This is a genomic window from Pseudomonas fluorescens HK44, assembly GCF_000217955.3.
In the GTDB taxonomy this organism is placed as follows: domain Bacteria; phylum Pseudomonadota; class Gammaproteobacteria; order Pseudomonadales; family Pseudomonadaceae; genus Aquipseudomonas; species Aquipseudomonas fluorescens_AQ.
Window position 1 is genome coordinate 400,400 of sequence record NZ_AFOY02000015.1, and the last position, 25,578, is coordinate 425,977.

Annotated in this window: 15 protein-coding genes and 2 pseudogenes; 11 read left to right on the forward strand and 6 right to left on the reverse strand. The window is 59.6% G+C overall.

Annotation, left to right across the window (positions count from 1 at the left end):
- Positions 1-348 precede the first annotated feature (348 nt).
- Complete coding sequence (locus HK44_RS14595) at positions 349-5,250, forward strand: NAD-glutamate dehydrogenase (protein ID WP_019690770.1); 4,902 nt, start codon at positions 349-351, stop codon at positions 5,248-5,250.
- Between the two features lie 181 nt (positions 5,251-5,431).
- On the opposite strand, the gene HK44_RS14600 is transcribed toward HK44_RS14595, so the two are convergent.
- From HK44_RS14600 to HK44_RS14610, 3 genes are all read right to left on the reverse strand, one after another.
- Positions 5,432-6,139, reverse strand: a complete 708-nt coding sequence (locus tag HK44_RS14600) for a hypothetical protein (RefSeq protein ID WP_019690769.1) — start codon at positions 6,137-6,139, stop codon at positions 5,432-5,434.
- 271 nt (positions 6,140-6,410) lie between these two features.
- Positions 6,411-6,704 (reverse strand): putative quinol monooxygenase, encoded by a 294-nt coding sequence (locus tag HK44_RS14605; RefSeq protein WP_019690768.1) that lies wholly within the window; start codon positions 6,702-6,704, stop codon positions 6,411-6,413.
- Positions 6,705-6,829: 125 nt separating this feature from the next.
- Positions 6,830-8,263 (reverse strand): PLP-dependent aminotransferase family protein, encoded by a 1,434-nt coding sequence (locus HK44_RS14610; RefSeq protein WP_019690767.1) that lies wholly within the window; start codon positions 8,261-8,263, stop codon positions 6,830-6,832.
- 101 nt (positions 8,264-8,364) lie between these two features.
- Between HK44_RS14610 and HK44_RS14615 the strand changes: the two are divergent.
- Positions 8,365-8,490 (forward strand): annotated as a pseudogene (locus tag HK44_RS14615) (GNAT family N-acetyltransferase); the annotation flags it as partial.
- A gap of 243 nt (positions 8,491-8,733) precedes the next feature.
- Positions 8,734-9,228, forward strand: coding sequence for a hypothetical protein (locus HK44_RS14620; RefSeq protein WP_019690766.1), 495 nt, complete (start codon positions 8,734-8,736; stop codon positions 9,226-9,228).
- A 43-nt stretch (positions 9,229-9,271) separates the two neighbouring features.
- On the opposite strand, the gene HK44_RS14625 is transcribed toward HK44_RS14620, so the two are convergent.
- Positions 9,272-9,493, reverse strand: coding sequence for a hypothetical protein (locus tag HK44_RS14625; RefSeq protein WP_020723522.1), 222 nt, complete (start codon positions 9,491-9,493; stop codon positions 9,272-9,274).
- A gap of 58 nt (positions 9,494-9,551) precedes the next feature.
- Positions 9,552-10,976: pseudogene (ccoN, locus tag HK44_RS14630) on the reverse strand (cytochrome-c oxidase, cbb3-type subunit I).
- A gap of 265 nt (positions 10,977-11,241) precedes the next feature.
- Here ccoN and HK44_RS14635 point away from each other — a divergent pair.
- Together HK44_RS14635 and HK44_RS14640 are read left to right on the forward strand one after the other, a co-directional pair.
- The gene (locus tag HK44_RS14635; protein WP_019690764.1) at positions 11,242-12,915 is read left to right on the forward strand and encodes a nitrite/sulfite reductase; all 1,674 of its coding nucleotides are present in this window, start codon (positions 11,242-11,244) and stop codon (positions 12,913-12,915) included.
- On the forward strand, positions 12,912-13,406 hold the full coding sequence (locus HK44_RS14640; RefSeq protein WP_019690763.1) for a DUF934 domain-containing protein: 495 nt from the start codon (positions 12,912-12,914) through the stop codon (positions 13,404-13,406). The genes HK44_RS14635 and HK44_RS14640 overlap by 4 nt, the downstream gene beginning before the upstream one ends.
- 73 nt (positions 13,407-13,479) lie before the next feature.
- On the opposite strand, the gene HK44_RS14645 is transcribed toward HK44_RS14640, so the two are convergent.
- Positions 13,480-14,886: a DUF1254 domain-containing protein gene (locus HK44_RS14645; RefSeq protein ID WP_019690762.1), complete on the reverse strand. Its 1,407-nt coding sequence runs from the start codon at positions 14,884-14,886 to the stop codon at positions 13,480-13,482.
- A gap of 272 nt (positions 14,887-15,158) precedes the next feature.
- On the opposite strand from HK44_RS14645, the gene HK44_RS14650 reads away from it, so the two are divergent.
- From HK44_RS14650 to HK44_RS14675, 6 genes are all read left to right on the forward strand, one after another.
- Entirely contained in the window at positions 15,159-15,602 is a 444-nt protein-coding gene (locus HK44_RS14650; RefSeq protein WP_019690761.1) for an SRPBCC family protein, read from the forward strand.
- 231 nt (positions 15,603-15,833) lie between these two features.
- Positions 15,834-16,334 (forward strand): thiol peroxidase, encoded by a 501-nt coding sequence (gene tpx, locus HK44_RS14655; protein ID WP_019690760.1) that lies wholly within the window; start codon positions 15,834-15,836, stop codon positions 16,332-16,334.
- Positions 16,335-16,513: 179 nt separating this feature from the next.
- The gene (locus HK44_RS14660; protein ID WP_019690759.1) at positions 16,514-17,830 is read left to right on the forward strand and encodes an MdtA/MuxA family multidrug efflux RND transporter periplasmic adaptor subunit; all 1,317 of its coding nucleotides are present in this window, start codon (positions 16,514-16,516) and stop codon (positions 17,828-17,830) included.
- Positions 17,827-20,931: an MdtB/MuxB family multidrug efflux RND transporter permease subunit gene (locus tag HK44_RS14665; RefSeq protein ID WP_019690758.1), complete on the forward strand. Its 3,105-nt coding sequence runs from the start codon at positions 17,827-17,829 to the stop codon at positions 20,929-20,931. Before HK44_RS14660 ends, HK44_RS14665 begins: the two co-directional genes overlap by 4 nt.
- Positions 20,928-24,035, forward strand: coding sequence for an efflux RND transporter permease subunit (locus tag HK44_RS14670; protein WP_019690757.1), 3,108 nt, complete (start codon positions 20,928-20,930; stop codon positions 24,033-24,035). The genes HK44_RS14665 and HK44_RS14670 overlap by 4 nt, the downstream gene beginning before the upstream one ends.
- The gene (locus tag HK44_RS14675; RefSeq protein ID WP_019690756.1) at positions 24,032-25,525 is read left to right on the forward strand and encodes an efflux transporter outer membrane subunit; all 1,494 of its coding nucleotides are present in this window, start codon (positions 24,032-24,034) and stop codon (positions 25,523-25,525) included. The genes HK44_RS14670 and HK44_RS14675 overlap by 4 nt, the downstream gene beginning before the upstream one ends.
- Positions 25,526-25,578: the final 53 nt, after the last annotated feature.

Genomic DNA, 25,578 nt, shown 5'->3' on the forward strand with positions numbered 1-25,578 from the left:
AAAACCGTCTTTTTCTCACGCAACTGCTAGTGTTATTCGATGCGCTGTCGATGAGATACGTGCCGATGACCGAATATGTCGCAGCATCGCAAGCATGGGACTTGCCGCACTCGTTAAGCTGCGCAACGGATGGACACCTGTAAAGGCATTACCTGTTCTGTCGGTCGTCGTTTTTACAGATGCCCATTCATTGGAAGGTGAATGTGACCTGAGTGTCTCGTCCAGCTTCACCCACCTGTCACCCTGTTAACCTCTGCCCGAGATTCAGGAACAGGGTGACGGATCGCCCCGACAGGGGTTTTGCACGCGACGCTTCCATCAATAACAAGCCCAAGCGGAGTACCACAGATGGCGTTCTTCACCGCAGCCAGCAAAGCCGACTTCCAGCAACAACTGCAAGCGGCACTGGCGCAGCACATCAGTGAACAGGCACTGCCACAAGTGGCGCTGTTCGCTGAACAATTCTTTGGCATTATTTCCCTCGATGAGCTGACCCAGCGCCGGTTGTCCGACCTCGCCGGCTGCACCCTTTCTGCCTGGCGCCTGCTTGAGCGCTTTGATCACGCGCAACCACAAGTGCGCGTTTACAACCCGGATTACGAACGTCACGGCTGGCAGTCGACCCACACGGCAGTCGAAGTGCTGCACCACGACTTGCCATTTCTCGTGGACTCGGTGCGCACCGAACTGAACCGTCGCGGTTACAGCATCCATACCTTGCAAACCACGGTGCTGAGCGTGCGTCGCGGCGCCAAGGGCGAGCTGCTGGAAATCCTGCCTAAAGGCACCCAGGGCGAGGGCATTCAGCAAGAATCGCTGATGTACCTTGAGATCGACCGTTGCGCCCATACCGCCGAACTCAATGTGTTGAGCAGGGAGCTGGAGCAGGTTCTCGGTGAAGTCCGCGTTGCGGTCGCCGATTTCGAACCGATGAAAGCCAAGGTCCAGGAGCTGATCGAAGGCATCGACAAGAGCAAATTTGCCGTTGATGCCGAAGAAAAGAGCGAGATCAAGGGCTTCCTCGAGTGGCTGGTGGGCAACCACTTCACGTTCCTCGGTTACGAAGAGTTCGTGGTTCGCGACGACACGGATGGCGGCCATATCGAGTATGACCAGAACTCGTTCCTGGGCCTGACCCGATTGCTGCGTGCCGGCCTGACGGCTGACGACCTGCGTATCGAAGACTACGCCGTGAACTACCTGCGCGAACCGACGCCGCTGTCGTTCGCCAAGGCTGCGCACCCGAGCCGCGTGCACCGTCCGGCTTACCCTGACTACGTGTCGATCCGCCAGATCGATGCCAGCGGTAAAGTCATCAAGGAATGCCGCTTCATGGGCCTGTACACCTCGTCGGTGTATGGCGAAAGCGTACGGGTCATTCCGTACATCCGCCGCAAGGTCGATGTCATCGAGCAGCGCTCCGGCTTCCAGGCCAAGGCGCACCTGGGCAAGGAACTGGCCCAGGTACTCGAAGTGCTGCCGCGTGACGATCTGTTCCAGACTCCGGTCGACGAGCTGTTCAGCACCGTGATGTCGATTGTGCAGATCCAGGAACGCAACAAGATTCGCGTGTTCCTGCGCAAAGACCCATACGGGCGTTTCTGCTACTGCCTGGCCTACGTGCCGCGCGACATCTATTCCACTGAAGTGCGTCAGAAGATCCAGCAAGTGCTGATGGATCGCCTGAAAGCGACCGACTGTGAGTTCTGGACCTTCTTCTCCGAGTCCGTACTGGCCCGTGTGCAACTGATTCTGCGGGTCGACCCGAAGAATCGTCTGGACATCGATCCGCTGCTGCTGGAAAAAGAAGTGGTTCAGGCCTGCCGCAGCTGGCAGGACGACTACGCAAGCCTGGTAGTGGAAAGCTTCGGCGAAGCCCAGGGCACCAATGTGCTGTCCGACTTCCCGAAAGGCTTCCCGGCCGGCTACCGCGAGCGTTTCGCCGCGCATTCGGCTGTGGTCGACATGCAGCACCTGCTGAGCCTGAGCGAAAAAAATCCGCTGGTCATGAGCTTCTATCAGCCACTGGCCCAGTCCACCGGCCAGCAATTGCTGCACTGCAAGCTGTATCACGCCGACACTCCGCTGGCGCTGTCCGACGTACTGCCGATTCTCGAAAACCTTGGCCTGCGCGTGCTCGGCGAGTTCCCGTATCGCCTGCGCCACAGCAACGGCCGCGAGTTCTGGATTCACGACTTTGCGTTCACCGCCGCTGAAGGCCTGAACCTCGACATCCAGCAGCTCAACGACACCCTGCAGGACGCGTTCGTCCACATCGTTCGCGGCGACGCCGAAAACGATGCGTTCAACCGTCTGGTACTGACCGCCGGCCTGCCATGGCGCGACGTGGCGCTGCTGCGTGCTTACGCCCGTTACCTGAAGCAGATTCGTCTGGGCTTCGACCTGGGCTACATCGCCAGCACCCTGAACAACCACACCGACATCGCTCGCGAGTTGACCCGGTTGTTCAAAACCCGTTTCTACCTGGCCCGCAAGCTGACCGGCGACGACCTCGACGACAAGCAACTGCGTCTGGAACACGCGATCCTGGCTGCGCTGGACGACGTTCAAGTACTGAACGAAGACCGCATCCTGCGTCGCTACCTGGACCTGATCAAGGCAACCCTGCGGACCAACTTCTACCAGACCGACGCCAACGGTCAGAACAAGTCCTACTTCAGCTTCAAGTTCAACCCTCACGCCATTCCTGAGCTGCCGAAGCCAGTACCGAAGTTCGAAATCTTCGTTTACTCGCCACGCGTCGAAGGCGTGCACCTGCGCTTCGGCAACGTTGCGCGTGGTGGTCTGCGCTGGTCCGACCGTGAAGAAGACTTCCGTACCGAAGTCTTGGGCCTGGTAAAAGCCCAGCAAGTGAAGAACTCGGTCATCGTGCCAGTGGGCGCTAAAGGTGGCTTCCTGCCGCGTCGTCTGCCGCTGGGTGGCAGCCGTGATGAAATCGCAGCAGAAGGCATTGCCTGCTACCGCATCTTCATTTCCGGTCTGTTGGACATCACCGACAACCTGAAAGACGGCGTGCTGGTACCGCCGGCCAACGTCGTGCGTCATGACGACGATGACCCGTACCTGGTGGTGGCAGCGGACAAGGGCACTGCGACCTTCTCCGACATCGCCAACGGTATTGCGATCGACTACGGCTTCTGGCTCGGTGACGCCTTCGCGTCGGGCGGCTCGGCCGGTTACGACCACAAGAAAATGGGCATCACCGCCAAAGGCGCGTGGGTTGGCGTTCAACGTCACTTCCGCGAGCGCGGCATCAACGTCCAGGAAGACAGCATCACTGTCGTGGGCGTCGGCGACATGGCCGGTGACGTGTTCGGTAACGGCTTGCTGATGTCCGACAAGCTGCAACTGGTCGCAGCGTTCAACCACCTGCACATTTTCATCGACCCGAACCCTGAGCCTGCCAACAGCTTCGCCGAGCGTCAGCGTCTGTTCGACCTGCCGCGTTCGGCGTGGTCGGATTACGACACCAGCATCATGTCTGAAGGCGGCGGGATCTTCTCCCGTAGCGCGAAAAGCATCGCGATTTCCCCGCAGATGAAAGAGCGCTTCGACATTCAGGCCGACAAGCTGACCCCGACCGAACTGCTGAACGCCTTGCTCAAGGCGCCAGTGGATCTGCTGTGGAACGGCGGTATCGGTACGTACGTCAAAGCCAGCAGCGAAAGCCACGCCGATGTCGGCGACAAGGCCAACGATGCACTGCGTGTGAACGGCAACGAACTGCGCTGCAAAGTCGTGGGCGAGGGCGGTAACCTCGGTATGACCCAACTGGGTCGTGTCGAATTCGGTCTCAATGGCGGCGGCTCCAACACCGACTTCATCGACAACGCCGGTGGCGTGGACTGCTCCGACCACGAAGTAAACATCAAGATCCTGCTCAACGAAGTGGTGCAGGCTGGCGACATGACCGAGAAGCAACGTAACCAGTTGCTTGGCAGCATGACGGATGAAGTCGGCGGTCTGGTCCTCGGCAACAACTACAAGCAGACCCAGGCCCTGTCCCTGGCGGCCCGTCGTGCCTACGTGCGGATTGCCGAGTACAAGCGCCTGATGAACGACCTCGAAGGCCGTGGCAAGCTGGACCGTGCCATCGAGTTCCTGCCGACGGAAGATCAATTGAACGAGCGCGTTGCGGCAGGCCAGGGCCTGACCCGTGCCGAGCTGTCGGTACTGATCTCCTACAGCAAGATCGACCTCAAGGAGCAGTTGCTCAACTCCCTGGTGCCGGATGATGACTACCTGACCCGCGACATGGAAACCGCTTTCCCGCCGATGCTGGTCAGCAAGTTCTCCGAGGCCATGCGTCGTCACCGTCTGAAGCGCGAGATCGTCAGCACCCAGATCGCCAACGACCTGGTCAACCACATGGGCATCACCTTCGTTCAGCGACTCAAAGAGTCGACCGGCATGAGCCCGGCGAATGTTGCCGGGGCTTATGTAATAGTGAGGGATATCTTCCATCTCCCGCACTGGTTCCGTCAGATCGAAGCGCTGGATTACCAGGTTTCGGCCGACGTACAACTGGAGCTGATGGATGAGCTGATGCGTCTGGGCCGTCGTGCCACTCGCTGGTTCCTGCGCAGCCGTCGCAACGAGCAGAATGCAGCGCGAGACGTCGCACACTTCGGTCCACATCTGGCAGCGCTGGGCCTCAAGCTCGACGAACTGCTGGAAGGCCCGACCCGTGAAGGCTGGCAGACCCGCTATCAGGCCTACGTCGCAGCTGGCGTACCTGAGTTGCTGGCACGCATGGTTGCAGGCACCACTCACCTGTACACCTTGCTGCCGATCATCGAAGCTGCGGACGTGACCGGCCAGAACGCAGCGGACGTGGCCAAGGCCTACTTCGCCGTGGGCAGCGCGCTGGACCTGACCTGGTACCTGCAACAGATCAGCGCTCTGCCGGTGGAAAACAACTGGCAAGCGCTGGCCCGTGAAGCATTCCGCGATGACATCGACTGGCAGCAACGGGCGATCACCATCTCGGTCCTGCAAATGGGCAACGGCGAGCAGGACGTGGAAACGCGTCTGGCTTTGTGGATGGACCAGAACCAGACCATGGTCGAGCGCTGGCGCACCATGCTGGTGGACATCCGTGCCGCCAGCGGCACCGACTACGCCATGTACGCGGTCGCCAACCGCGAACTGCTGGACCTGGCGTTGAGCGGTCAAGCGGTGGTGCCTGTCACGGCCGCTGCAATCGCTGAACTGGAGCCTGCGGCCTGATCATCAGGCGCTGAATAAAAAGCCCCGTCTCGAGAGAGACGGGGCTTTTTCAATTTAAACGTTAAAGATTGCGGGCTCCGACAGGGGAGGTCGATGTAGGAGCCTGCGATCTTTCAGCGTCAACGGCTTTGCAACATAAGTTGAAATATCAAGATCAAATGATCGCCGCTTGCGGTAGTGCCTACCGAACGATGACGGTCGTGTGGTTGTTCATCGAAAGTTTATCTGATGGTCTGCTTAGTAAAATGCTGAGCGACTGGTCAAACTTTTGCAGGGCACGAACTTGAATGTTCTGTTGCTCATTGATATCGGCAACTATCTCGCTGGTCGGTTTGAAATCGGCCCACACCGGGCTCAGACTTTTTGCCTCATGGCCTTGAGCGGTTCCGATGTAATTGAGCCTGACGTCATAGAAGTTCGCCGTGACGTCGGCCTGTACATCGGAACTGCGCGAGGTGATGAGCTGACTATGGGTATCGATAACCGCCACAACATCCGGTTTCGCGGCTTTAAGACTTTGCATGTCCGGGTAAACCGTCACCGAGCCGAACTGTCGTTGCAGGGAGGCCTTGACCCAATCCACCGCCAAGTCCGGTTGGGAGGTGGAAACATAGGCGTCGTGGATCGGCTGCACCAGCAGGCTCTGGCCGAAACCGGTGCCGGCGTTGGCCTGGTAGTCCTTGAGGTAGGCACGGCTGTTCTGGGTGTTTTGACTGTAGACAATGCCCAGTGACACGTTCGGACCGCTGGTGACATGGGTGGCGCTGGAGTGCATGACCGGTGCAGTGAAATAGTTGCTCAGCGCGGCTTGCTCTTGCGGAGCGGTGGGCACCGAACAGCCGGTTAATAAGGCGGTGAGGCTTACGCTGGTTGCCAGAATCAGTTTCATGGTGTGTCTCCAGTGAAACACGTTCAGTCGGGAAGTTTAAGGGGTCGAACAGGGTCGACGTAGTTCCAGACTAAACCTGTGGGCTGGAAATTAAAGAGCCAATAGTTCCACTGGTCGGAGGGCTGATTTATTAGGGATTTAAAAGTGCGTAGTTGATTTCCTAAAGAAATAAACAGGGCCTGAATATACAATTCAGGCCCTGTTACTTATGGCTGGAAGCGCGGGTATTAGTTTTTCAATAGCGTCAGTAGTTAATCGTATTGATGACGCGTTAAACGATGGGGAAACTGTTGAAGTCGACGCTGCTGGCCAGTCGGCTGTCGATCAGGCTGATGAAGCCTTGAACTTGCGGGCAGTAGAAGTGTGATTGCATGGCGGTTTCGGACTGCCAGCGGGCACTGACCGTCCATCGATTGTCGTCCTCCGGGCAGCGGTCGACCATGTAGGAATCGCAACCCGGGAGCTCACGCAGTGTTTCGACGATCTTCTGCAATTGCTTGCCCAGTTCATCCGAGCGGCCAGCGGCGGCCTGTACCTGGACCGTATTGATTATTTCGTTGGGCATCGCACACGCTCCTGTATCAAGCCGGACGAGGCTCGCTCATGGTGGGGTAACGCTTGTGCAGGATAGGCCTGTGTCGGGTAGCGGCCAACAGCCAATTGGCAGTAAAAGCGCCATACCAATAGACCTCAACAGACTTGCTGAAAAATCTCGCGCACGCGGTCCAGGGCTACATCGATGTCCAGGGTTTCGATGGCGCCGAAGCCCATGAACAACCCGGCCCGCGGGGGTTGCTGATAGTAAAAACCGTCCAGGCCATACAGCCCGACGTCGAGTTTTTTCGCCAGTGCGATGACCAACGGGACATCCACCTCGACTTTGCACAGCAATACCATGTGAAAACCGGCAGTGGTTGGCACCGCTTCGAGCCAGGGCGACAGGTCCCCGGCAACGCGTGCGAGGATTCGCTCGCGCCGCCCGGCATAGACCGTATGGCAGCGGCGGATGTGCTTTAGCAGGCAGCCTTCAGCGATGAACTTGGCCAGTGCCCATTGCGGCAGGGTCGAGGTGTGCAGGTCGGTCAGTTGCTTGGCGCGGATCACTGCTTCGAGAATGGCCGGCGGCAGAATCGCGTAACCCAGGCGCAATTCTGGTAGCAGGGTTTTCGAAAAGGTTCCGACGTAGGCGACGATACCGCGCTCATCCATGCTTTGCAGGGAGTCGGTGGGTCGGCCCTCGTAGCGGAATTCACTGTCGTAGTCGTCCTCGATAATGATCGCGCCCAGCTCATGCGCCCTTGCCAGCAAGGCTTCGCGCCGTGCCTGGCTCATCGGCATGCCGAGCGGAAACTGGTGAGAGGGCGTGACATAGATCAGCCGGGTTCCATCGGGAATCAGCTCGACCTGAATGCCTTGCTCATCCACCGGCACCCCGACCACTTTGGCGCCGTGAGAGGCGAACAACAGGCGTGCCGGCGGGTAGCCGGGGTCTTCCATGGCCACGAGGCTACCGGGCTCGGTCAATACGCGGGAGATCAGGTCCAGCGCTTGCTGCGCGCCGTTGCACACCACCACGTCGTCGTCCTGGCAATTGACCCCACGAGAAAAGGCAATGTGCCGGGCAATCGCGTTGCGCAGCGCGGGCAGGCCTTCCGGCTGGCTGTAAAAACCCTTGGAACCGGCAATCTGTCGCAGCGCATGGGCGGTGCAGCGGCGCCAGTCGTCCTGAGGAAACTGGCCCTTGCTGGTGGCGCCGCCAATGAACTCGTAACGCAGCGAACCCTCCAGGGTAGGGTGGCGCAAGAACGACGGCATGTTGCGCCAACGCTCGAGGGTGTCGGCGCTCGCCAGTTCGCAATGGCTCTGTTTGCGGACGATTGCCGAGGGGCGGGCATTGACGTAGGTGCCTTTGCCGATCCTCCCGGTGAGGAAGTTCTCGTAGGTTAACTGCGCGTAGGTATCGGAAATGGTCTTGCGTGAAATACCCAATTGTTCGGCGAGCAAGCGGCTCGGCGGTAGCTGTGTCCCGGCGGCCAGGCGACCCGACTCGATGGCGCTGCGCAGTTGCTGATACAGCTGACCTGCGAGGTCCTTGCGGCCGTTGATCACAACATGAAGTTCCATACCCGCGTGGCTCCTGCGGCAGTTGGCGTTTCGGGTTGACGTGCATGGCGCCAGATTACCCGTATTGCGGTGTCGGGAAGAAGTTGCACTGCATCCATATTATTGCGCTGTACCGCAAGTTTGGTTTCGATACTGAAGGGGTGTTTCGTGAGTATGCGGTGCGCGATGGCCTGCTGGTGGACGCCCTGAGCATGGCGCGTTTGCGCCGTCTGCTCAAGGCTCGCTGAGTCAGTCGCCCAAGGCGAACGCCACCGCAGCTTGCGCATACCGTTCGGCGGCATCCGGGACCAATACGCTCCTATTGATGACTGAGTGCGGCCTACAATGTCCGCGATCCGGCTGCGGAGTAAACCCTTGGCGCGGCGCTGAAGTGTCAGCAGGGTATGCATGCCCGGTTTTAGTCGTACGCCGGTGGCGGGCATCTGCCATGCTCAGTATCCGTAACACCGGTTTATCCAAGGAACACCGCAATGGACGACGTACAGCAACTGGGTGAGATGCTTCGCCACTACGCAGAAAGCGAAGCGCACAAGAAACAGCTGTTTGAAGCCCAATCGGCAGTGTGGGCAACACGAATTGGCGAGTTGTTCGGGCAGATCGAACAGTGGCTGGCCCCGGTCAAGGCCCCGCATTTGCTGGAGGTGAGCCGTGAAGCCTATGTGGCGTTCGGGGCGAACGTGCCGGTCGAGAACTCGACCTTCAAGACCGAAAAACTGAGCATTCTGATTGCCGGCAAACCGGTGGAAATCGTGCCGGAAGTGATGGGTGCCGGTGGGCTGATTTCACTGGCAGTCATGGGCCTGACCGCAGCGCGTTACGGCAGTGTGTCGCTGGTGTGCCAGCCCCCTTCGACTGACTGGCAGTGGCGCAAGACCAACGGTCTGAAAGACCCGGACACCTTTGCCTTCGACGCGAATTTTCTCGCCCAGCAATTGCAGAGCCTGATACCGCGCGATCGGGGTTGAATCGAGTTCTGGCAGGTGTGAACTTTTGTGGCGAGGGGGGACTTCAGATTTCCAGATTCCCCCAGCCTGGTCTGGCCTCTTCAGGTGCAACGGCCTTGACGGTCTTGCCTGTCGCCAGCTCCACCCGCCGCGCCACTTCCGGGTCATCGGCAAACGGGATCAGGCTGGCATCGTCCAGGCTCTCGGTCGACTGATTCCGCAAGCAGTACTCCACCGAACAATACAGGCACGCCACGCCCAACAGATCCAACATGACTTCGATCATGACGAACATTTCCTGAGGTGAGAAACGCAAGCCGGGGCGGCTTGCGTCGTGGGCCGGATCAAGCGATCCGTGCTTCGCTCTCGGCGATTTTCAGGTCGGCGATCCGCACGGTGCGCCAGGTGTTGTAAGCCATCAGCAGCATGCCGCTGAGGAAGAACACACCGCCGACGAAACGCACGATGAAGCCCGGATGGCTGGCCACCAGGGTTTCGACGAAGGAATAGGTCAGCGTGCCGTCGTCGTTGATGGCGCGCCACATCAGGCCCTGGGTGATGCCGTTGACCCACATCGAGGCGATGTACAGCACGGTGCCGATGGTGGCGAGCCAAAAGTGCGTATTGATCAGGCCGAGGCTGTACATCTGCTCGCGGCCGAAGACTTTCGGGATCATGTGGTACAGCGAACCGAAGGTGATCATCGCCACCCAGCCCAAGGCGCCGGCGTGGACATGGCCAATGGTCCAGTCGGTGTAGTGGGAGAGGGCGTTGACGGTTTTGATCGCCATCATCGGCCCTTCAAAGGTCGACATGCCGTAGAACGCCAGCGACAGCACCAAAAACCGCAGGATCGGGTCGGTGCGCAACTTATGCCAGGCGCCGGAGAGCGTCATCATGCCGTTGATCATCCCGCCCCAGCTCGGTGCCAGCAGGATCAGCGACATCGCCATGCCCAGCGACTGAGCCCAGTCCGGCAGCGCGGTGTAGTGCAAGTGGTGCGGGCCGGCCCAGATGTACAGGGTGATCAGCGCCCAGAAATGCACGATCGACAACCGATAGGAATACACCGGCCGACCGACCTGTTTCGGCACGAAGTAATACATCATCCCGAGGAAACCGGTGGTCAGGAAGAAGCCCACCGCGTTGTGCCCATACCACCACTGGACCATCGCATCGGTGGCCCCGGAATACACCGGATAGGACTTGAACCAGCCCACCGGAATCGACAGGTGATTGACCACGTGCAGCATGGCGATCACCACAATGAACGCCCCGAAGAACCAGTTGCCGACGTAGATGTGCCTGGTCTTGCGCTGCACCACGGTGGTGAAGAACACAATGGCGTAGGCGACCCAGACCACCGTCATCCACACCGCGCCGGAGAATTCGATCTCGGCGTATTCCTTGGTGGTGTAGCCCAGTGGCAGGGTGATCAGCATGCTGACGATCACCGATTGCCAGCCCCAGAAGGTGAAGGCGGCGAGTTAGTCGCTGTACAGTCGTACCTGGCAGGTGCGCTGCACTGCGTAGTAACTGGCGGCAAATTGTGCGCTGCCGGCAAAACCGAAAATCACCAGGCTGGTGTGCAGCGGGCGCAAGCGACCAAAGGTGGTCCAGGGCAAATCGAGGTTCGCCTCCGGCCACACCAGCTGCGAGGCGATCCACACGCCCATCGCCATCCCGATAACCCCCCAAACCACTGTTGCCACGACGAATTGGCGGACGACCTTGTAGTTATAGGCCTGTCCGATTGCTGCTGTGCTCATGGTCAATGCTTCCACGGTTGCAAAGTCTTGCCAGGCCACCCGGTCTGGCATGCGGTCAACTGTAGAAACCCTTGTCGAAACAAAACAGACTCAGAAAAACTGCATTAATACGGATCAGATGTAAGGCCTGCCTGCGGTGATCTGCCGCGCCCTGATATGGTTTTTTAGTCTTTAGCTGAATCTGTAACCACCTGAGCCGCTACTGCATAGTCACTTCCCCCAGAAACGAGCCGCAGAGCCCGATCAACCCTGATGAGGTAGCGACATGTATCAGTACGATGACTATGACCGGGCCCTGGTCTTTGAACGGGTTGCGCAGTTTCGCGATCAGGTCGAGCGGTTCATGGGCGGAGCCTTGAGTGAGGAAGAGTTCTTGCCGTTGCGCCTGCAGAACGGCCTGTACATGCAAAAACACGCTTACATGCTGCGGGTGGCCATTCCTTACGGCACCCTCAGTGCCCGGCAGATGCGTACGCTGGCGAGCATCGCCCGGGATTACGATCGGGGTTACGGGCACTTCACCACCCGACAGAACATGCAATTCAACTGGATCGAACTGGCCCAGGTGCCGGACATCCTCGAGCGCCTGGCCCAGGTTGAAATGCACGCGATCCAGACCTCCGGCAACTGCGTGCGCAACATCACCACCGAAGCCTTTGCCGGGGTGGCGGCCGATGAGTTGATCGACCCACGGCCCCTGGCGGAAATTCTCCGGCAGTGGTCGACTATCAACCCCGAATTCCTGTTTTTGCCGCGCAAATTCAAGATCGCCATCTGCTCGGCGGAACACGACCGTGCAGCAATCATGATGCATGACATTGGTCTCTACCTTTACCGCGACGCGGCGGGGCAGATGCTGCTGCGGGTGATCGTTGGCGGCGGTCTGGGGCGCACGCCGATCCTCGGCTTGCAGATCCGTGAAGGGTTGCCGTGGCAGCATTTGCTGTCCTACGTCGAGGCGGTGTTGCGGGTGTACAACCGCTACGGTCGGCGTGACAACAAGTACAAGGCGCGGATCAAGATTCTGGTCAAGGCGCTGGGCATCGAGGCCTTCGCCCAGGAAGTCGAACAGGAGTGGCAACACCTCATGGATGGCCCGGCGCAATTGACCGACGTCGAATACCAGCGCGTTGCCAGCGCGTTCGTGCCGCCCACCTATGAGCCACTGGCCGACACCGACCTGGACTTCGGCACTCGGCTGACCGAGAACCCGGCGTTCGCACGTTGGGTCGCGCGTAACGTGCAGCCGCACAAAGTGCCTGGCTACACCAGCGTGGTGCTGTCGACCAAACCCGGCATGGCCTCGCCGCCCGGCGACGTCACAGACGCGCAGATGAATGCGCTAGCCGACTGGTCCGAGCAGTTCGGTTTCGGTGAAATCCGTATTGCCCATGAACAGAACATTGTCCTGCCGGATGTACCCAAGGCTGATTTATACGCATTGTGGCGCCTGGCTTGCGAGCACGGACTGGGCTGCGCCAACATCGGCTTGCTGACCGACATCATCGCCTGCCCCGGTGGCGATTTCTGCGCGCTGGCCAATGCCAAGTCGATCCCCATCGCCCAAGCGATCCAGGCACGTTTCGATGACCTGGATTACCTTCACGACCTGGGTGACATCAGCCTCAACATTTCCGGCTGCATGAATGCCTGTGGTCATCACCACATCGGCAATATCGGCATCCTCGGCGTCGATAAAAATGGCAGCGAGTGGTACCAGATCACCCTCGGCGGATCACAGGGCAAGAACAGCGCGCTGGGCAAGGTCATCGGCCCGTCGTTCAGTGCCGCCGAAGTACCGCAGGTGATCGAGCGGATCATCGCGACCTTTGTCCGTTACCGCGAGAATGAAGAACTGTTTGTCGATACCTTGCAGCGCATCGGTCTGGAACCGTTCAAGGAGCGCATTTACCCCAAGGGCCTGGAGGTCGTCGCATGAATAATCTGCTGCGGTTGGAGGAGGGTGTTGCGCTTAAGGTCGACGACGATCCCTGGACGCTGGTCAGGGACCTGGAAAGCAAACTGCCAACAGGGCCGCTGATCTTGCCGCTGGCCCTGTGGCTGAAGCGCCGTATTGACCATCCGCCCTCGCGTGAAGCAGTGTGGCTGGGGCCGGATGATGAGGTCGAAAGTCTCAAGCCGTGGCTCACGCTGTTACCGATGATCGCGCTGGAGTTTCCAAGTTTTCGCGATGGCCGGGCTTACAGCCAGGCTTACCTGTTGCGCACGCGTTTGGGCTGGGCGGGTGAGTTGCGGGCGATTGGCGATGTGCTGCGCGATCAGCTCAGCCACATGCGCCAATGCGGCTTCGATGCTTTTGCGGTGCGTGAAGACAAATGCGCCGAAGATGCCCTGAAGGGGCTGGTGGGGATGAGTGTGCATTACGGCCGCTCGGTGATCGAGCCACGACCGTTGTTTCGCCGGCGCTGATCATGATGTCTGACAGCTCCGGTTGACGTGTGCACCCACGGTTGCGTGGGTGCACACGGTTTGCGTACCACTTCTACGGGTTGATCGGCGTCAACGGGGGCAGTTTCCATTGACCGTTGCCAACTTGAGGCTGTGGCAGGTACAGGCGCAATACGGCGTAGAACGGACCATGCGGTGCCGGCAGCCAGTTGCTGCGCTGATCCTTGAGCGGTTCGGAGTGTTGCAGATAAAGAGTCAGGCCGCCGTCAGGGTCGCGCTTGAAGGTGGACAGCATGCGCGAGTTGAGCAGGTAGCGTTTCTTGTGGTTGGGCACCAGCAGCTTGGTCTTGCCGTCGTACATGGTCAGCGACCAGAACGCGTCGGCCGGAGGCAACTGATCCTTGTCAAAGTGCACGGTGTAGCTGTGTCTCGCGCCGTTGGCCGGTTTGCCCAGGCTGTCGACGAGATAACTGAATCTGGCTGCTTCATCGGCCGAACTGCCAAAGATCCCCAGGTTGGCGCCGGCGTAGCGGTACAGATAATTGTTGTTCAAGTGGTCGCGGGTACCGAACAAGTCACCGTTGCTGACCTGATGGGTATCGATCTTGTCTTTCTTGAACGCCGCGTACTCGGCCTTGGCATCGGCAATCCCGTCATCGAGGGCTTTGCGCTGTTCGGCGGTGAGGGTTTTCAGGTCGTACGGCTGGCCGGCGACAATGCCGATTTTCGCGAAGCGTGCCAGCTGGTCTTTTTCAACGTCTTGCGCCGGGGCGAAGCCGAGCATGAAGTTCAGGTAGCGGAACAGCTCCGGGCTGTCGCTCATGGTCGGGGTTGGCTTTGGCCAGTCGATTTTCGGCGCCGCGGCCGGAGCCGGTTGCCCCAGGTACTGGCTCAGCGTCTGAACCTTGTAGCCGTGCTGGATTTTCTTGACCTTCTCCAGGTCCTTTTCATCAAACAACTGCGTGCGGTACAGCGCATAGGCAATATTGCTTTCGCTGCGTACCAGGCGATCGATCTTGAGCGGTTGCTGACCTTGCCATTCAGGACCGGCAATCATGAAGGTCCCGCCCTTGTTGCCCGTGCTGCGGGTGCCCAGGTAAGCAAAGTTCTGGGTGTAGAGGTCGACCAGTTGTACCGAGTAATAACGCTCTTCGGCGATTTGCGGCAGGGTCACAACCACAGGCTCCGCGCGCAGGTCCATCCAGAGGACCGAGCTGGAAGTGTCCGGGTTGGGGGTAACGAACGCAGTATCCTTAGGGGTGAACGCCCTTGCCGTGTTGCCGATATGGTTGAACGGTGCCTTGAAATTCGGGCCGCTCTTGTCCACCGCCTGGGTGTACAGGGTCTTGTACATCTCCACCACCGGGAAGCCGTAGAGATACGCGTCTTTGGCGATCCCCCGGGCTTCTTCGGGGCTGGCGCTGAAATCTGCCCAGGCGCTGGCGCTCAGTAGCAAAGAGAGGCCGGCGAGCAACAGGCGGGTCGGTTTTTCGATGGTCATTGCACAGTCCTATGGATAAGCGCGATTCAGGTGTCATTGCACGGCGGTAATGTCGTCGAGTTTGCGGTTTTTGTCGAAACAAGTTTCCATCACCAAACAAAGCTGCACGTCATTGCGGGTCGTTACCCGGTCACTTTGTACATAAAGTCCCCTAAATTCCGTGCGCCAAAATAATAAGCCTATTCACAGGCTTGCATGTGAAAAACGCTGTAATGCGTTAAAAGGTGAGTGCTAATCTGCCGGTATTCGTGCTCAAAGGAAGGACACAGTCAATGCCTGTTCTGGAACTCTCCACACTGATCAGAGGGCATACGCCCGTACAGGTTCTCGATTTTTGCCTTGAAGGCAGCAATTTCCCGAAAATCTTCCCGGAACGGGTGACGCCATTGGGCAACATCGACGTGAACGACTTGCGTATCGCTGCCGGTCGCGAGTTCAGTTTTCGTCACTGGATGTTCGGTTGTATTCCGGCGACCTGGACCGTGACGATCCGCGAGGTCAGCGACAGCCATTTCATCGACGAAATGCTCAAGGGGCCAATGGCGGCATTTCGTCATGAACACAGGGTCGCGGCGGTGGAGGGCGGGACGCTGTACACCGATCGCGTCACCTATGCGGCCATTGGCGGTGCACTTTTCGAGTGGTTGATGGTCAATGCCTACATGCGGCGGATTTTCGAGGCGCGGCACCGCAATATGCTTCAATTATTGGGTTGAACCGCCCCCCCGTAGGAGCAAGGCTTGCCCGCGATTGGAACACCGCGGTGCAACAGCCTGACCGCGTTATCGTTCTTCGCGGGCAAGCCTTGCTCCTACAGAAAACGGCGTATATCCAATGTACGCAACGACCTATCACAATTTGTATCTGGCGATAGGTCGTCGGACAATTTCGTGGTTAACTTCGACCTCTTCGATATTTTCCAAACAACGTTCAGAAGGACTCCGTTCATGGCTCAAGTCACCCTCAAAGGCAATCCGGTTCAAGTCAACGGCCAACTGCCACAAGCCGGTTCCAAGGCGCCAGCCTTTTCCCTGGTTGCCGGCAATCTGTCCGACGTGACCCTGGCAAGCTTCGCCGGCAAACGCAAAGTGCTGAACATCTTCCCAAGCATCGACACTCCGACCTGCGCCACGTCGGTACGCAAGTTCAACGCTCAGGCCAACGACGTGGCCAACACCGTTGTCCTGTGCATCTCGGCTGACCTGCCGTTCGCCCAGGCGCGCTTCTGCGGCGCGGAAGGCCTGGAAAACGTTCAGAACCTGTCGACCCTGCGCGGCCGTGAGTTCATCGAAAACTATGGCGTTGCCATTGCCGACGGCCCACTCAAAGGCCTGACCGCTCGCGCAGTGGTTGTACTCGACGAAAACGACACCGTGCTGCACAGCGAGCTGGTTAAAGAAATCGCTGAAGAACCAAACTACGAAGCGGCGCTGGCCGTTTTGAAGTAACCGCCTCTTACAATTGTTAACGGCCTGGCTCTGTCCAGGCCGTTTTCATTTGTGCTTCAGTGTTTTAGCAAAAATTCGCAAAAGCAGGCTGAAGGTAAATTGCCGGTAAAGGCGCTTTGCTTCGATGCCGTCAGTGCTTATCGTTCACTCTCCCGTATAAAGATGCCCACACGCGCCCAATGGTTGATCACTCCATGCAATCCTCTGCTTCCCGTCATTCCCGTCGCTGGCTATTCGGCCTGCTGGTTCTGTTGGTCATTGTCGGCCTGTGCTGGAAGTTCTGGCCAGGCGGCGCGGCTCAGAAAACCGCCCCGACAGCAAAAGCGGCGGCTGGGCATGTCGGTAAGTCTGGCGGGATGCGTCCCGGGTTCGGTGGCGCGACAGGACCGGTTCCGGTTCGGGTGGCGCCCGCCGTGGTGGGTGATTTCCCGCTGTATTACAAAGCCCTGGGCACGGTCACTGCACTGAACACCATCAATGTGCGCAGCCGTGTGGGCGGCGAACTGGTGAAGATTGCGTTTGAAGAAGGGCAGATGGTCAAAGCTGGCGACCTGCTCGCCGAGATCGACCCGCGCCCTTACCAGAACGCCTTGCTCCAGGCCGAAGGCACGTTGTTGCAGAACCAGGCACAGTTGAAAAACGCGCAGGTGGATCTGGAGCGCTATCGCGGTTTGTATGCGCAAGACAGTATCGCCAAGCAGACCCTCGACACTGCAGCCGCGCTGGTGGGGCAGTATCAGGGCACGGTCAAGACCAATCAGGCGGCGGTCAACGACGCCAAACTCAATCTGGAATTCACCAGGATCCGTGCGCCGATTACCGGGCGCGTCGGTCTGCGGCAGCTGGACGTCGGTAACCTGGTGTCCGCCAATGACACCACGTTCCTGGCGGTCATCACCCAGACCCAGCCGATCAGCGTGGTCTTTACCTTGCCGGAAAACACGCTCGATACCGTGCTGACCCGCTACCACTCCGGCGCCAAACTGCCAGCTGAAGCCTGGGATCGTGGCGATACCAAAATGCAGGCCAGCGGCGTCTTGCAAAGCCTCGACAACCAGATCGACACCACCACCGGCACACTGAAGTTCAAGGCGCGCTACGAAAACCGCGATCTGGCGCTGTTCCCGAATCAGTTCGTCAACGTCCGACTGCTGGCCGACACCCTCAAAGGCGTGGTGCTGGCGCCTTCGGCAGCCATTCAGTTCGGCACCAACGGGACCTTTGTCTACGCTCTGGACGGTGATAAAAAAGTCACCATTCGCCCGTTGAAGATCGGCGCCAGCGATGGTGACAACACGGTGATCAAGGAAGGCTTGAAAGCCGGTGATCGCGTGGTTCTGGAGGGCACTGACCGTCTCAAGGAAGGCAGTGAAGTCGAGGTGGTCAACGACAGCAGTAATGCCGCACCCGCGACCCCGACGGATAACCAGGCCCCATCGACAAACGCCGCCACCGACCCGAAAGCCACCGGCAAGGCGCACAAGGGCCGCGCATGAACATCTCGCGGCTGTTTATCCTTCGCCCGGTAGCCACCACCCTGAGCATGCTGGCCATTGTTTTGGCCGGCATGATTGCCTACAAGTTGCTGCCGGTCTCGGCACTGCCCCAGGTCGACTACCCGACGATTCGGGTCATGACCCTGTACCCGGGCGCCAGTCCGGATGTGATGACCAGTGCGGTCACTGCGCCACTTGAGCGCCAGTTCGGGCAAATGCCCGGCCTGACCCAAATGGCCTCGACCAGTTCCGGCGGCGCCTCGGTACTGACCCTGCGCTTCAGCCTCGACATCAACATGGACGTCGCCGAGCAGCAGGTGCAGGCGGCGATTAACGCGGCGACCAATCTGTTGCCCAAGGACTTGCCGGCACCGCCGGTGTACAACAAGGTCAACCCGGCGGACACCCCGGTGCTGACCCTGGCGATCACCTCCAAAACCATGCTGCTGCCCAAACTCAATGATTTGGTCGACACGCGCATGGCGCAGAAAATCGCCCAGATCAGTGGCGTCGGCATGGTCAGCATTGCCGGCGGCCAGCGTCAGGCCGTGCGGATCAAGGTCAACCCGCAAGCCTTGGCGGCCAACGGCTTGAACCTGTCGGACGTGCGCACCTTGATTGCTGCGTCCAACGTCAACCAGCCCAAAGGCAACTTCGACGGCCCGACGCGGGTCTCGATGCTCGATGCCAACGATCAGTTGACCTCGCCCAAGGACTACGCCGAACTGATTCTGGCCTACAAGAACGGTGCGCCGTTGCGGCTCAAGGATGTCGCGCAGATTGTCGATGGCGCCGAAAATGAACGCCTCGCCGCATGGGCCAATGAAAACCAGGCCGTGCTGTTGAACATCCAGCGTCAACCGGGTGCCAACGTGATCGAGGTGGTCGACCGGATCAAGGCCCTGTTGCCGAGCATCACCGATAACCTGCCGGCCGGCCTCGACGTTACCGTGCTGACCGACCGTACCCAGACCATCCGCGCTTCCGTCACCGACGTGCAACACGAGCTGCTGATCGCCATCGCCCTGGTGGTGATGGTGACGTTCCTGTTCCTGCGCCGGGCCAGCGCCACGATCATTCCGTCGATTGCGGTGCCGTTGTCGTTGATCGGCACCTTTGGCGTGATGTACCTGGCCGGTTTCTCGGTCAATAACCTGACCTTGATGGCGTTGACCATTGCCACCGGTTTTGTGGTGGACGACGCGATCGTCATGCTGGAAAACATTTCGCGCTTTATCGAGGAGGGCGACAGCCCGTTACAGGCAGCGCTCAAGGGCGCCAAGCAGATCGGTTTCACCCTGATCTCGCTGACGTTGTCGCTGATCGCGGTATTGATTCCGCTGTTGTTCATGGCCGATGTTGTCGGCCGCCTGTTCCGCGAGTTTGCGATTACCCTGGCGGTGGCGATCCTGATTTCCCTGGTGGTTTCGCTGACCCTGACACCAATGATGTGCGCACGGTTGCTCAAGCGTGAACCCAAGCCAGAAGCGCAGGGCCGTTTCTACCGGGCCAGCGGTGCGTGGATCGACTGGCTGATCGCCGCCTACGGGCGCAAGTTGCAATGGGTGCTCAAGCATCAGCCGCTGACCTTGCTGGTGGCCATCGCCACCCTGGGCCTGACGGTGTTCCTGTACATCGTGGTGCCAAAGGGCTTTTTCCCGGTGCAGGACACCGGGGTGATCCAGGGTATTTCCGAGGCGCCGCAGTCGATTTCCTTTGCCGCCATGAGCCAGCGTCAGCAGGAATTGGCCAAGGTCATCCTGGCCGATCCGGCGGTGCAAAGCCTGTCGTCCTATATCGGTGTCGACGGCGACAACGCGACCCTGAACAGCGGGCGCTTGTTGATCAATCTCAAGCCGCACAAAGAACGTGATCTGAGCGCGGCCCAGGTGATCAGCCGGTTGCAGCCGCAGCTGGACAAACTGGTGGGCATTCGTCTGTTCATGCAGCCGGTGCAGGACCTGACCATCGAAGACCGGGTCAGCCGCACACAGTACCAATTCAGCATGTCGTCGCCGGATGCCGAGATGCTCAGCCTGTGGAGCGGGCGACTGGTCGAGGCGCTGCGCAAGCAACCCGAGCTGACCGACGTTGCCAGTGATTTGCAGGACAAGGGCTTGCAGGTCTATCTGGTGATCGACCGTGACGCAGCTTCGCGAATCGGCGTTTCGGTGTCGAACATCACCGACGCGCTGTACGACGCTTTTGGCCAGCGACAGATTTCGACCATTTACACCCAGGCCAGCCAGTACCGCGTGGTGATGCAGGCGCAGGACGGCGAGAAGATCGGCCGGCAGGCGCTGGAGCAGATTCACGTCAAGACCACCAATGGCGGCCAGGTGCGGCTGTCCAGCCTGGCCCACGTCGAAGAGCGCCAGGCGCAATTGGCGATTGCGCATATCGGCCAGTTCCCGGCGGTAATGATGTCCTTCAACCTTGCGCCCGGCGTGGCGCTGGGCCAGGCAGTCGAGCTGATCAACAAGGTGCAGCAGGACATCGGCATGCCGCTTGGCGTGCAGACTCGGTTCCAGGGGGCGGCCCAGGCGTTCGAGGCCTCGCTGTCGAGCACCTTGCTGCTGATTCTGGCGGCGGTGGTGACCATGTACATCGTGCTCGGCGTGCTGTACGAGAGCTACATTCACCCAATCACCATTCTATCGACGCTGCCATCGGCGGCGGTCGGTGCCTTGCTGGCGTTGATCCTCAGCGGCAATGACCTGGGCATGATCGCGATCATCGGCATCATCCTGCTGATCGGCATCGTCAAGAAGAACGCGATCATGATGATCGACTTCGCCCTCGACGCCGAGCGCAATCAGGGCATGGACCCGGCAACCGCGATTTATCAGGCGGCGCTGCTGCGTTTCCGGCCAATCCTGATGACCACCCTGGCCGCGTTGTTTGGCGCGGTGCCGCTGATGCTCGCCACCGGTTCGGGGGCCGAACTGCGACAACCATTAGGTCTGGTGATGGTCGGTGGCCTGCTGGTGAGCCAGGTACTGACGCTGTTTACCACGCCGGTGATCTACCTGTACTTCGACCGCCTCGGTCGGCGCTGGCGGCGTGTGCCTGAGCGTTTGGAGCCGGTAGAACAGCCATGAACCTGTCCGGACCTTTCATTCGCCGGCCGGTAGCGACGATGCTGCTGAGCCTGGCGATCATGTTGCTGGGCGGTGTGAGTTTCGGCTTGCTGCCCGTGTCGCCGCTGCCGCAAATGGATTTCCCGGTGATCGTGGTGTCGGCGAGCCTGCCGGGCGCGAGCCCCGAGGTCATGGCCTCCACCGTGGCAACGCCGCTGGAACGATCTTTCGGCGCCATTGCCGGGGTCAACACCATGAGCAGCCGATCCAGCCAGGGGTCGACCCGGGTGATCCTGCAATTTGACATGGACCGCGACATCAATGGCGCGGCACGAGAAGTGCAAGCGGCGATCAACGCCTCGCGCAACCTGCTGCCCAGTGGCATGCGCAGCATGCCGACCTACAAGAAGGTCAACCCGTCCCAGGCGCCGATCATGGTGCTGTCGCTGACTTCGGATGTGCTGGAAAAAGGTCAACTCTACGACCTGGCCTCGACGATCCTCTCGCAAAGCCTGTCCCAGGTGCCGGGTGTCGGCGAAGTGCAAATCGGCGGTAGTTCGTTGCCGGCGGTACGTATCGAACTTGAGCCACAACTGTTGAACCAGTACGGCGTAGCGCTGGATGACGTGCGCAACACCATCGCCAACGCCAACGTGCGCCGGCCCAAAGGCTCGATCGAAGACGACCAGCGGATGTGGCAGGTCCAGGCCAACGACCAGTTGGAGAAGGCCAAGGATTATGAACCGCTGATCATTCGCTACCAGAATGGCTCGGCGTTGCGCCTGAGTGATGTGGCCAAGGTCCGCGACAGCGTCGAAGACCGCTACAACAGCGGTTTCTTCAACGATGACGCGGCAGTGCTGCTGGTGATCAACCGTCAGGCCGGCGCCAACATCATTAAAACGGTCAACGATATCAAGGCGCAGTTGCCGGCGTTGCAGGCGGTATTGCCGGCCAGCGTCAAGCTGAACCTGGCGATGGACCGCTCACCGGTGATCAAGGCCACCCTGCACGAAGCGGAAATGACCCTGCTGATTGCCGTGGCGCTGGTGATTCTGGTGGTCTACCTGTTTCTCGGTAACTTCCGCGCTTCATTGATCCCGACGCTGGCGGTGCCGGTGTCGCTGGTCGGTACGTTCGCGGTGATGTACCTCTATGGCTTTTCGCTGAACAACCTGTCGCTGATGGCGCTGATTCTGGCGACGGGGCTGGTGGTGGACGATGCCATCGTGGTGCTCGAAAACATTTCGCGGCACATCGACGAAGGGATCGCGCCGATGAAGGCGGCGTACCTGGGCGCCAAGGAAGTCGGTTTTACCTTGCTGTCGATGAACGTCTCGCTGGTGGCGGTGTTTCTGTCGATTCTGTTCATGGGCGGGATCATCGAGAGCCTGTTCCGCGAGTTTTCGATAACCCTGGCAGCGTCCATCGTGGTGTCGTTGGTGGTCTCGCTGACCCTGACGCCGATGCTCTGTGCCCGCTGGCTGAAACCCCACACGCCAGGCGAAGAAAACCGTTTGCAGCGCGCCAGTCGGCGCGCCAACGACTGGATGGTCAAGCACTATGCCAGCGGCCTGGATTGGGTACTGCGGCATAAACGGCTGACGCTGCTCAGCCTGTTTGTCACTATTGGCGTCAACATCGCCTTGTACGTGGTGGTGCCAAAGACCTTCCTGCCGCAGCAGGACACCGGTCAACTGATCGGTTTTGTCCGCGGCGACAATGGCCTGTCGTTCAATGTCATGCAGCCGAAAATGGAAACCTTCCGCCGTGCGGTGTTGAAAGACGCTGCGGTGGAAAGTGTCGCCGGTTTTATCGGCGGGACCAACGGCACCAATAACGCTTTCATGCTGGTGCGCCTGAAGCCGATCAAAGAGCGCAATATTTCTGCGCAGAAGGTCATCGAGCGCCTGCGCAAGGAAATGCCCAAGGTCGCCGGTGCCCAGTTGATGCTGATGGCCGACCAGGACTTGCAGTTTGGCGGTGGCCGCGAACAGACCACCTCGCAATACACCTACATCCTGCAAAGCGGCGATTTATCGGCGTTGCGCCAGTGGTACCCGAAAGTCGTCGCAGCGCTCAAGGCGCTGCCTGAACTGACGGCCATCGACGCCCGCGAAGGGCGAGGTGCCGCGCAGGTGACACTGGTGGTCGATCGTGACCAGGCCAAACGCCTGGGGGTCGACATGTCGATGGTCACCGCAGTGTTGAACAACGCCTATAGCCAGCGCCAGATCTCGACCATTTACGACAGCCTCAACCAGTATCAGGTGGTGATGGAGGTCAATCCGAAATACGCCCAGGACCCGATCACCCTCAATCAGGTGCAAGTGATTACCGCCGCCGGCGCGCGGATTCCGCTGTCGGCAATTGCCCACTATGAAAACAGCCTGGAAAACGACCGGGTCAGCCATGAAGGGCAGTTCGCTTCCGAGAGCGTCTCCTTTGATATGGCCGAAGGCGTCACCGTTGAGCAAGGTTCGGCCGCCATCGAACGGGCGATTGCCAAGCTGGGGCTGCCAGAAGAAGTGATTGCCAAGATGGCCGGCACCGCCGACGCTTTCGCGGCGACTCAGAAGAGTCAGCCGTGGATGATTCTCGGCGCGCTGGTGGCGGTGTATCTGGTGCTGGGCGTGCTGTACGAAAGTTACGTGCACCCGTTGACCATCCTCTCGACATTGCCTTCGGCGGGCGTCGGTGCGTTGCTGTCGATCTATGTGCTGGGCGGCGAGTTCAGCCTGATTTCACTGCTCGGGCTGTTTCTGCTGATCGGCGTGGTGAAGAAAAACGCCATTCTGATGATCGACCTCGCGCTACAGCTTGAACGCCATCAGGGCATGGAACCGCTGGAGTCGATTCGCAGTGCGTGTCTGTTGCGTCTGCGTCCGATTCTGATGACTACCCTGGCGGCGATCCTGGGTGCGTTGCCCTTATTGCTCAGCACCGCCGAAGGCGCGGAAATGCGCCAGCCACTGGGCCTGACCATTATCGGCGGGTTGATTTTCAGCCAGGTGCTGACGCTTTTTACCACCCCGGTGGTTTACCTCTATCTCGACCGTTTGCGCCATCGGGTCAACCGCTGGCGTGGGGTTCGTACCGATGCTTCTCTGGAAACTCCGCTATGACTGACCGTTGCCCACTCAACCTCGACGCACCGATGGCCCGGCGCCTGGTTTCGGCCCGCGGCTCGCGCTTGCTGAGTCTTTCGCTCAGCGTCTTGATGCTCAGTGCCTGTGCTATTGGCCCGGACTATCAGCGTCCGCCAGTGGCCGAGCCGGCACAGTACAAGCAGGCCGACGGCTGGCGTCAGGCGACGCCGAGTGATTCATTGGCACGTGGTGCCTGGTGGGAACTGTACGGTGATCAGCAGCTCAACGAGCTGGTCGAAAAACTCAACAGTGCCAACCAGACCGTTGCCCAGTCCGAAGCCCAATACCGTCAGGCTCAGGCCTTGGTACGCAGTGCCCGAGGCGCGTTTTTTCCGACGGTTGATCTGAGCGCCGGGAAAACCCGTTCCAGCCAGGGCACTGGTAGCAGCAGTTCAAGCCTGAGCAGTACCAGCAGCGGCATTCGCGACACCTATAACACTCAGCTTGGGGTGAGTTGGGAAGCGGACGTCTGGGGCAAATTGCGTCGCGGCCTGGAAGCCAACAAGGCCAGTGCCGAAGCGAGTTTTGCCGACCTGGCCGCGATGCGCCTGAGCCAGCAATCGGAGCTGGTGCAAAACTACCTGCAATTGCGAGTGATCGACCAGCAAAAGCGCCTGCTGCAAGCGACGGTCGAAAACTATCAGCGCTCGCTGCAAATGACCGAAAACCAGTACCGCGCGGGAGTGTCCGGCAAGGACGCGGTCGCCCAGGCGCAAACCCAGCTGAAAAGCACGCAGGCCGACATGGTCGACCTGATCTGGCAGCGTGCGCAGTTCGAGAACGCGATTGCCGTGCTGATTGGCTCACCGCCGGCTGACTTCAACCTGGCAGAAACCCAGAACATTCCAACACTGCCGCAGGTACCGCTAAGCTTGCCCTCGCAACTGCTGGAGCGGCGCCCGGACATCGCCTCCGCCGAGCGTTCGGTCATCGCCGCCAACGCCAACATCGGCGTGGCCAAGGCTGCTTACTACCCGGACCTGACCTTGAGCATGAGTGGCGGCTACAGCAGTAGCACGTACTCTAACCTGATCAGCTTGCCGAACCGCTTCTGGTCGGTAGGGCCGAAACTCGCCATGACCCTGTTCGATGGCGGCCAGCGCTCGGCGGAAGTCGACCGCAGCGAGGCGGCCTACGACCAGACCGTGGCCAAGTATCGGCAAACCGTGCTCGACGGGTTCCGCGAAGTCGAAAACTACCTGGTGCAGCTCAAGGTCATGGAAGACGAAGCGGCGGTGCGTCAGGAAGCGCTGGACGCGGCCCGCGAGTCGTTGCGCCTGACCCTGAACCAGTACAAGGCCGGGTTGATCGCCTACCTTGATGTGGTGGTGGTCCAGGCTACAGCGCTGAGCAACGAGCGTAGCGTGCTGAGTTTGCAGCAAAGTCGACTGATCGCCAGTGTAAATTTGATCGCTGCATTGGGCGGTGGCTGGGATGGTCAGTTGCAGATCAGCGAAAAAAACTAGGGTAGAGCGCTTTTGTGGCGAGGGAGCAGGCTCACTCACCACAACGTGCGCTC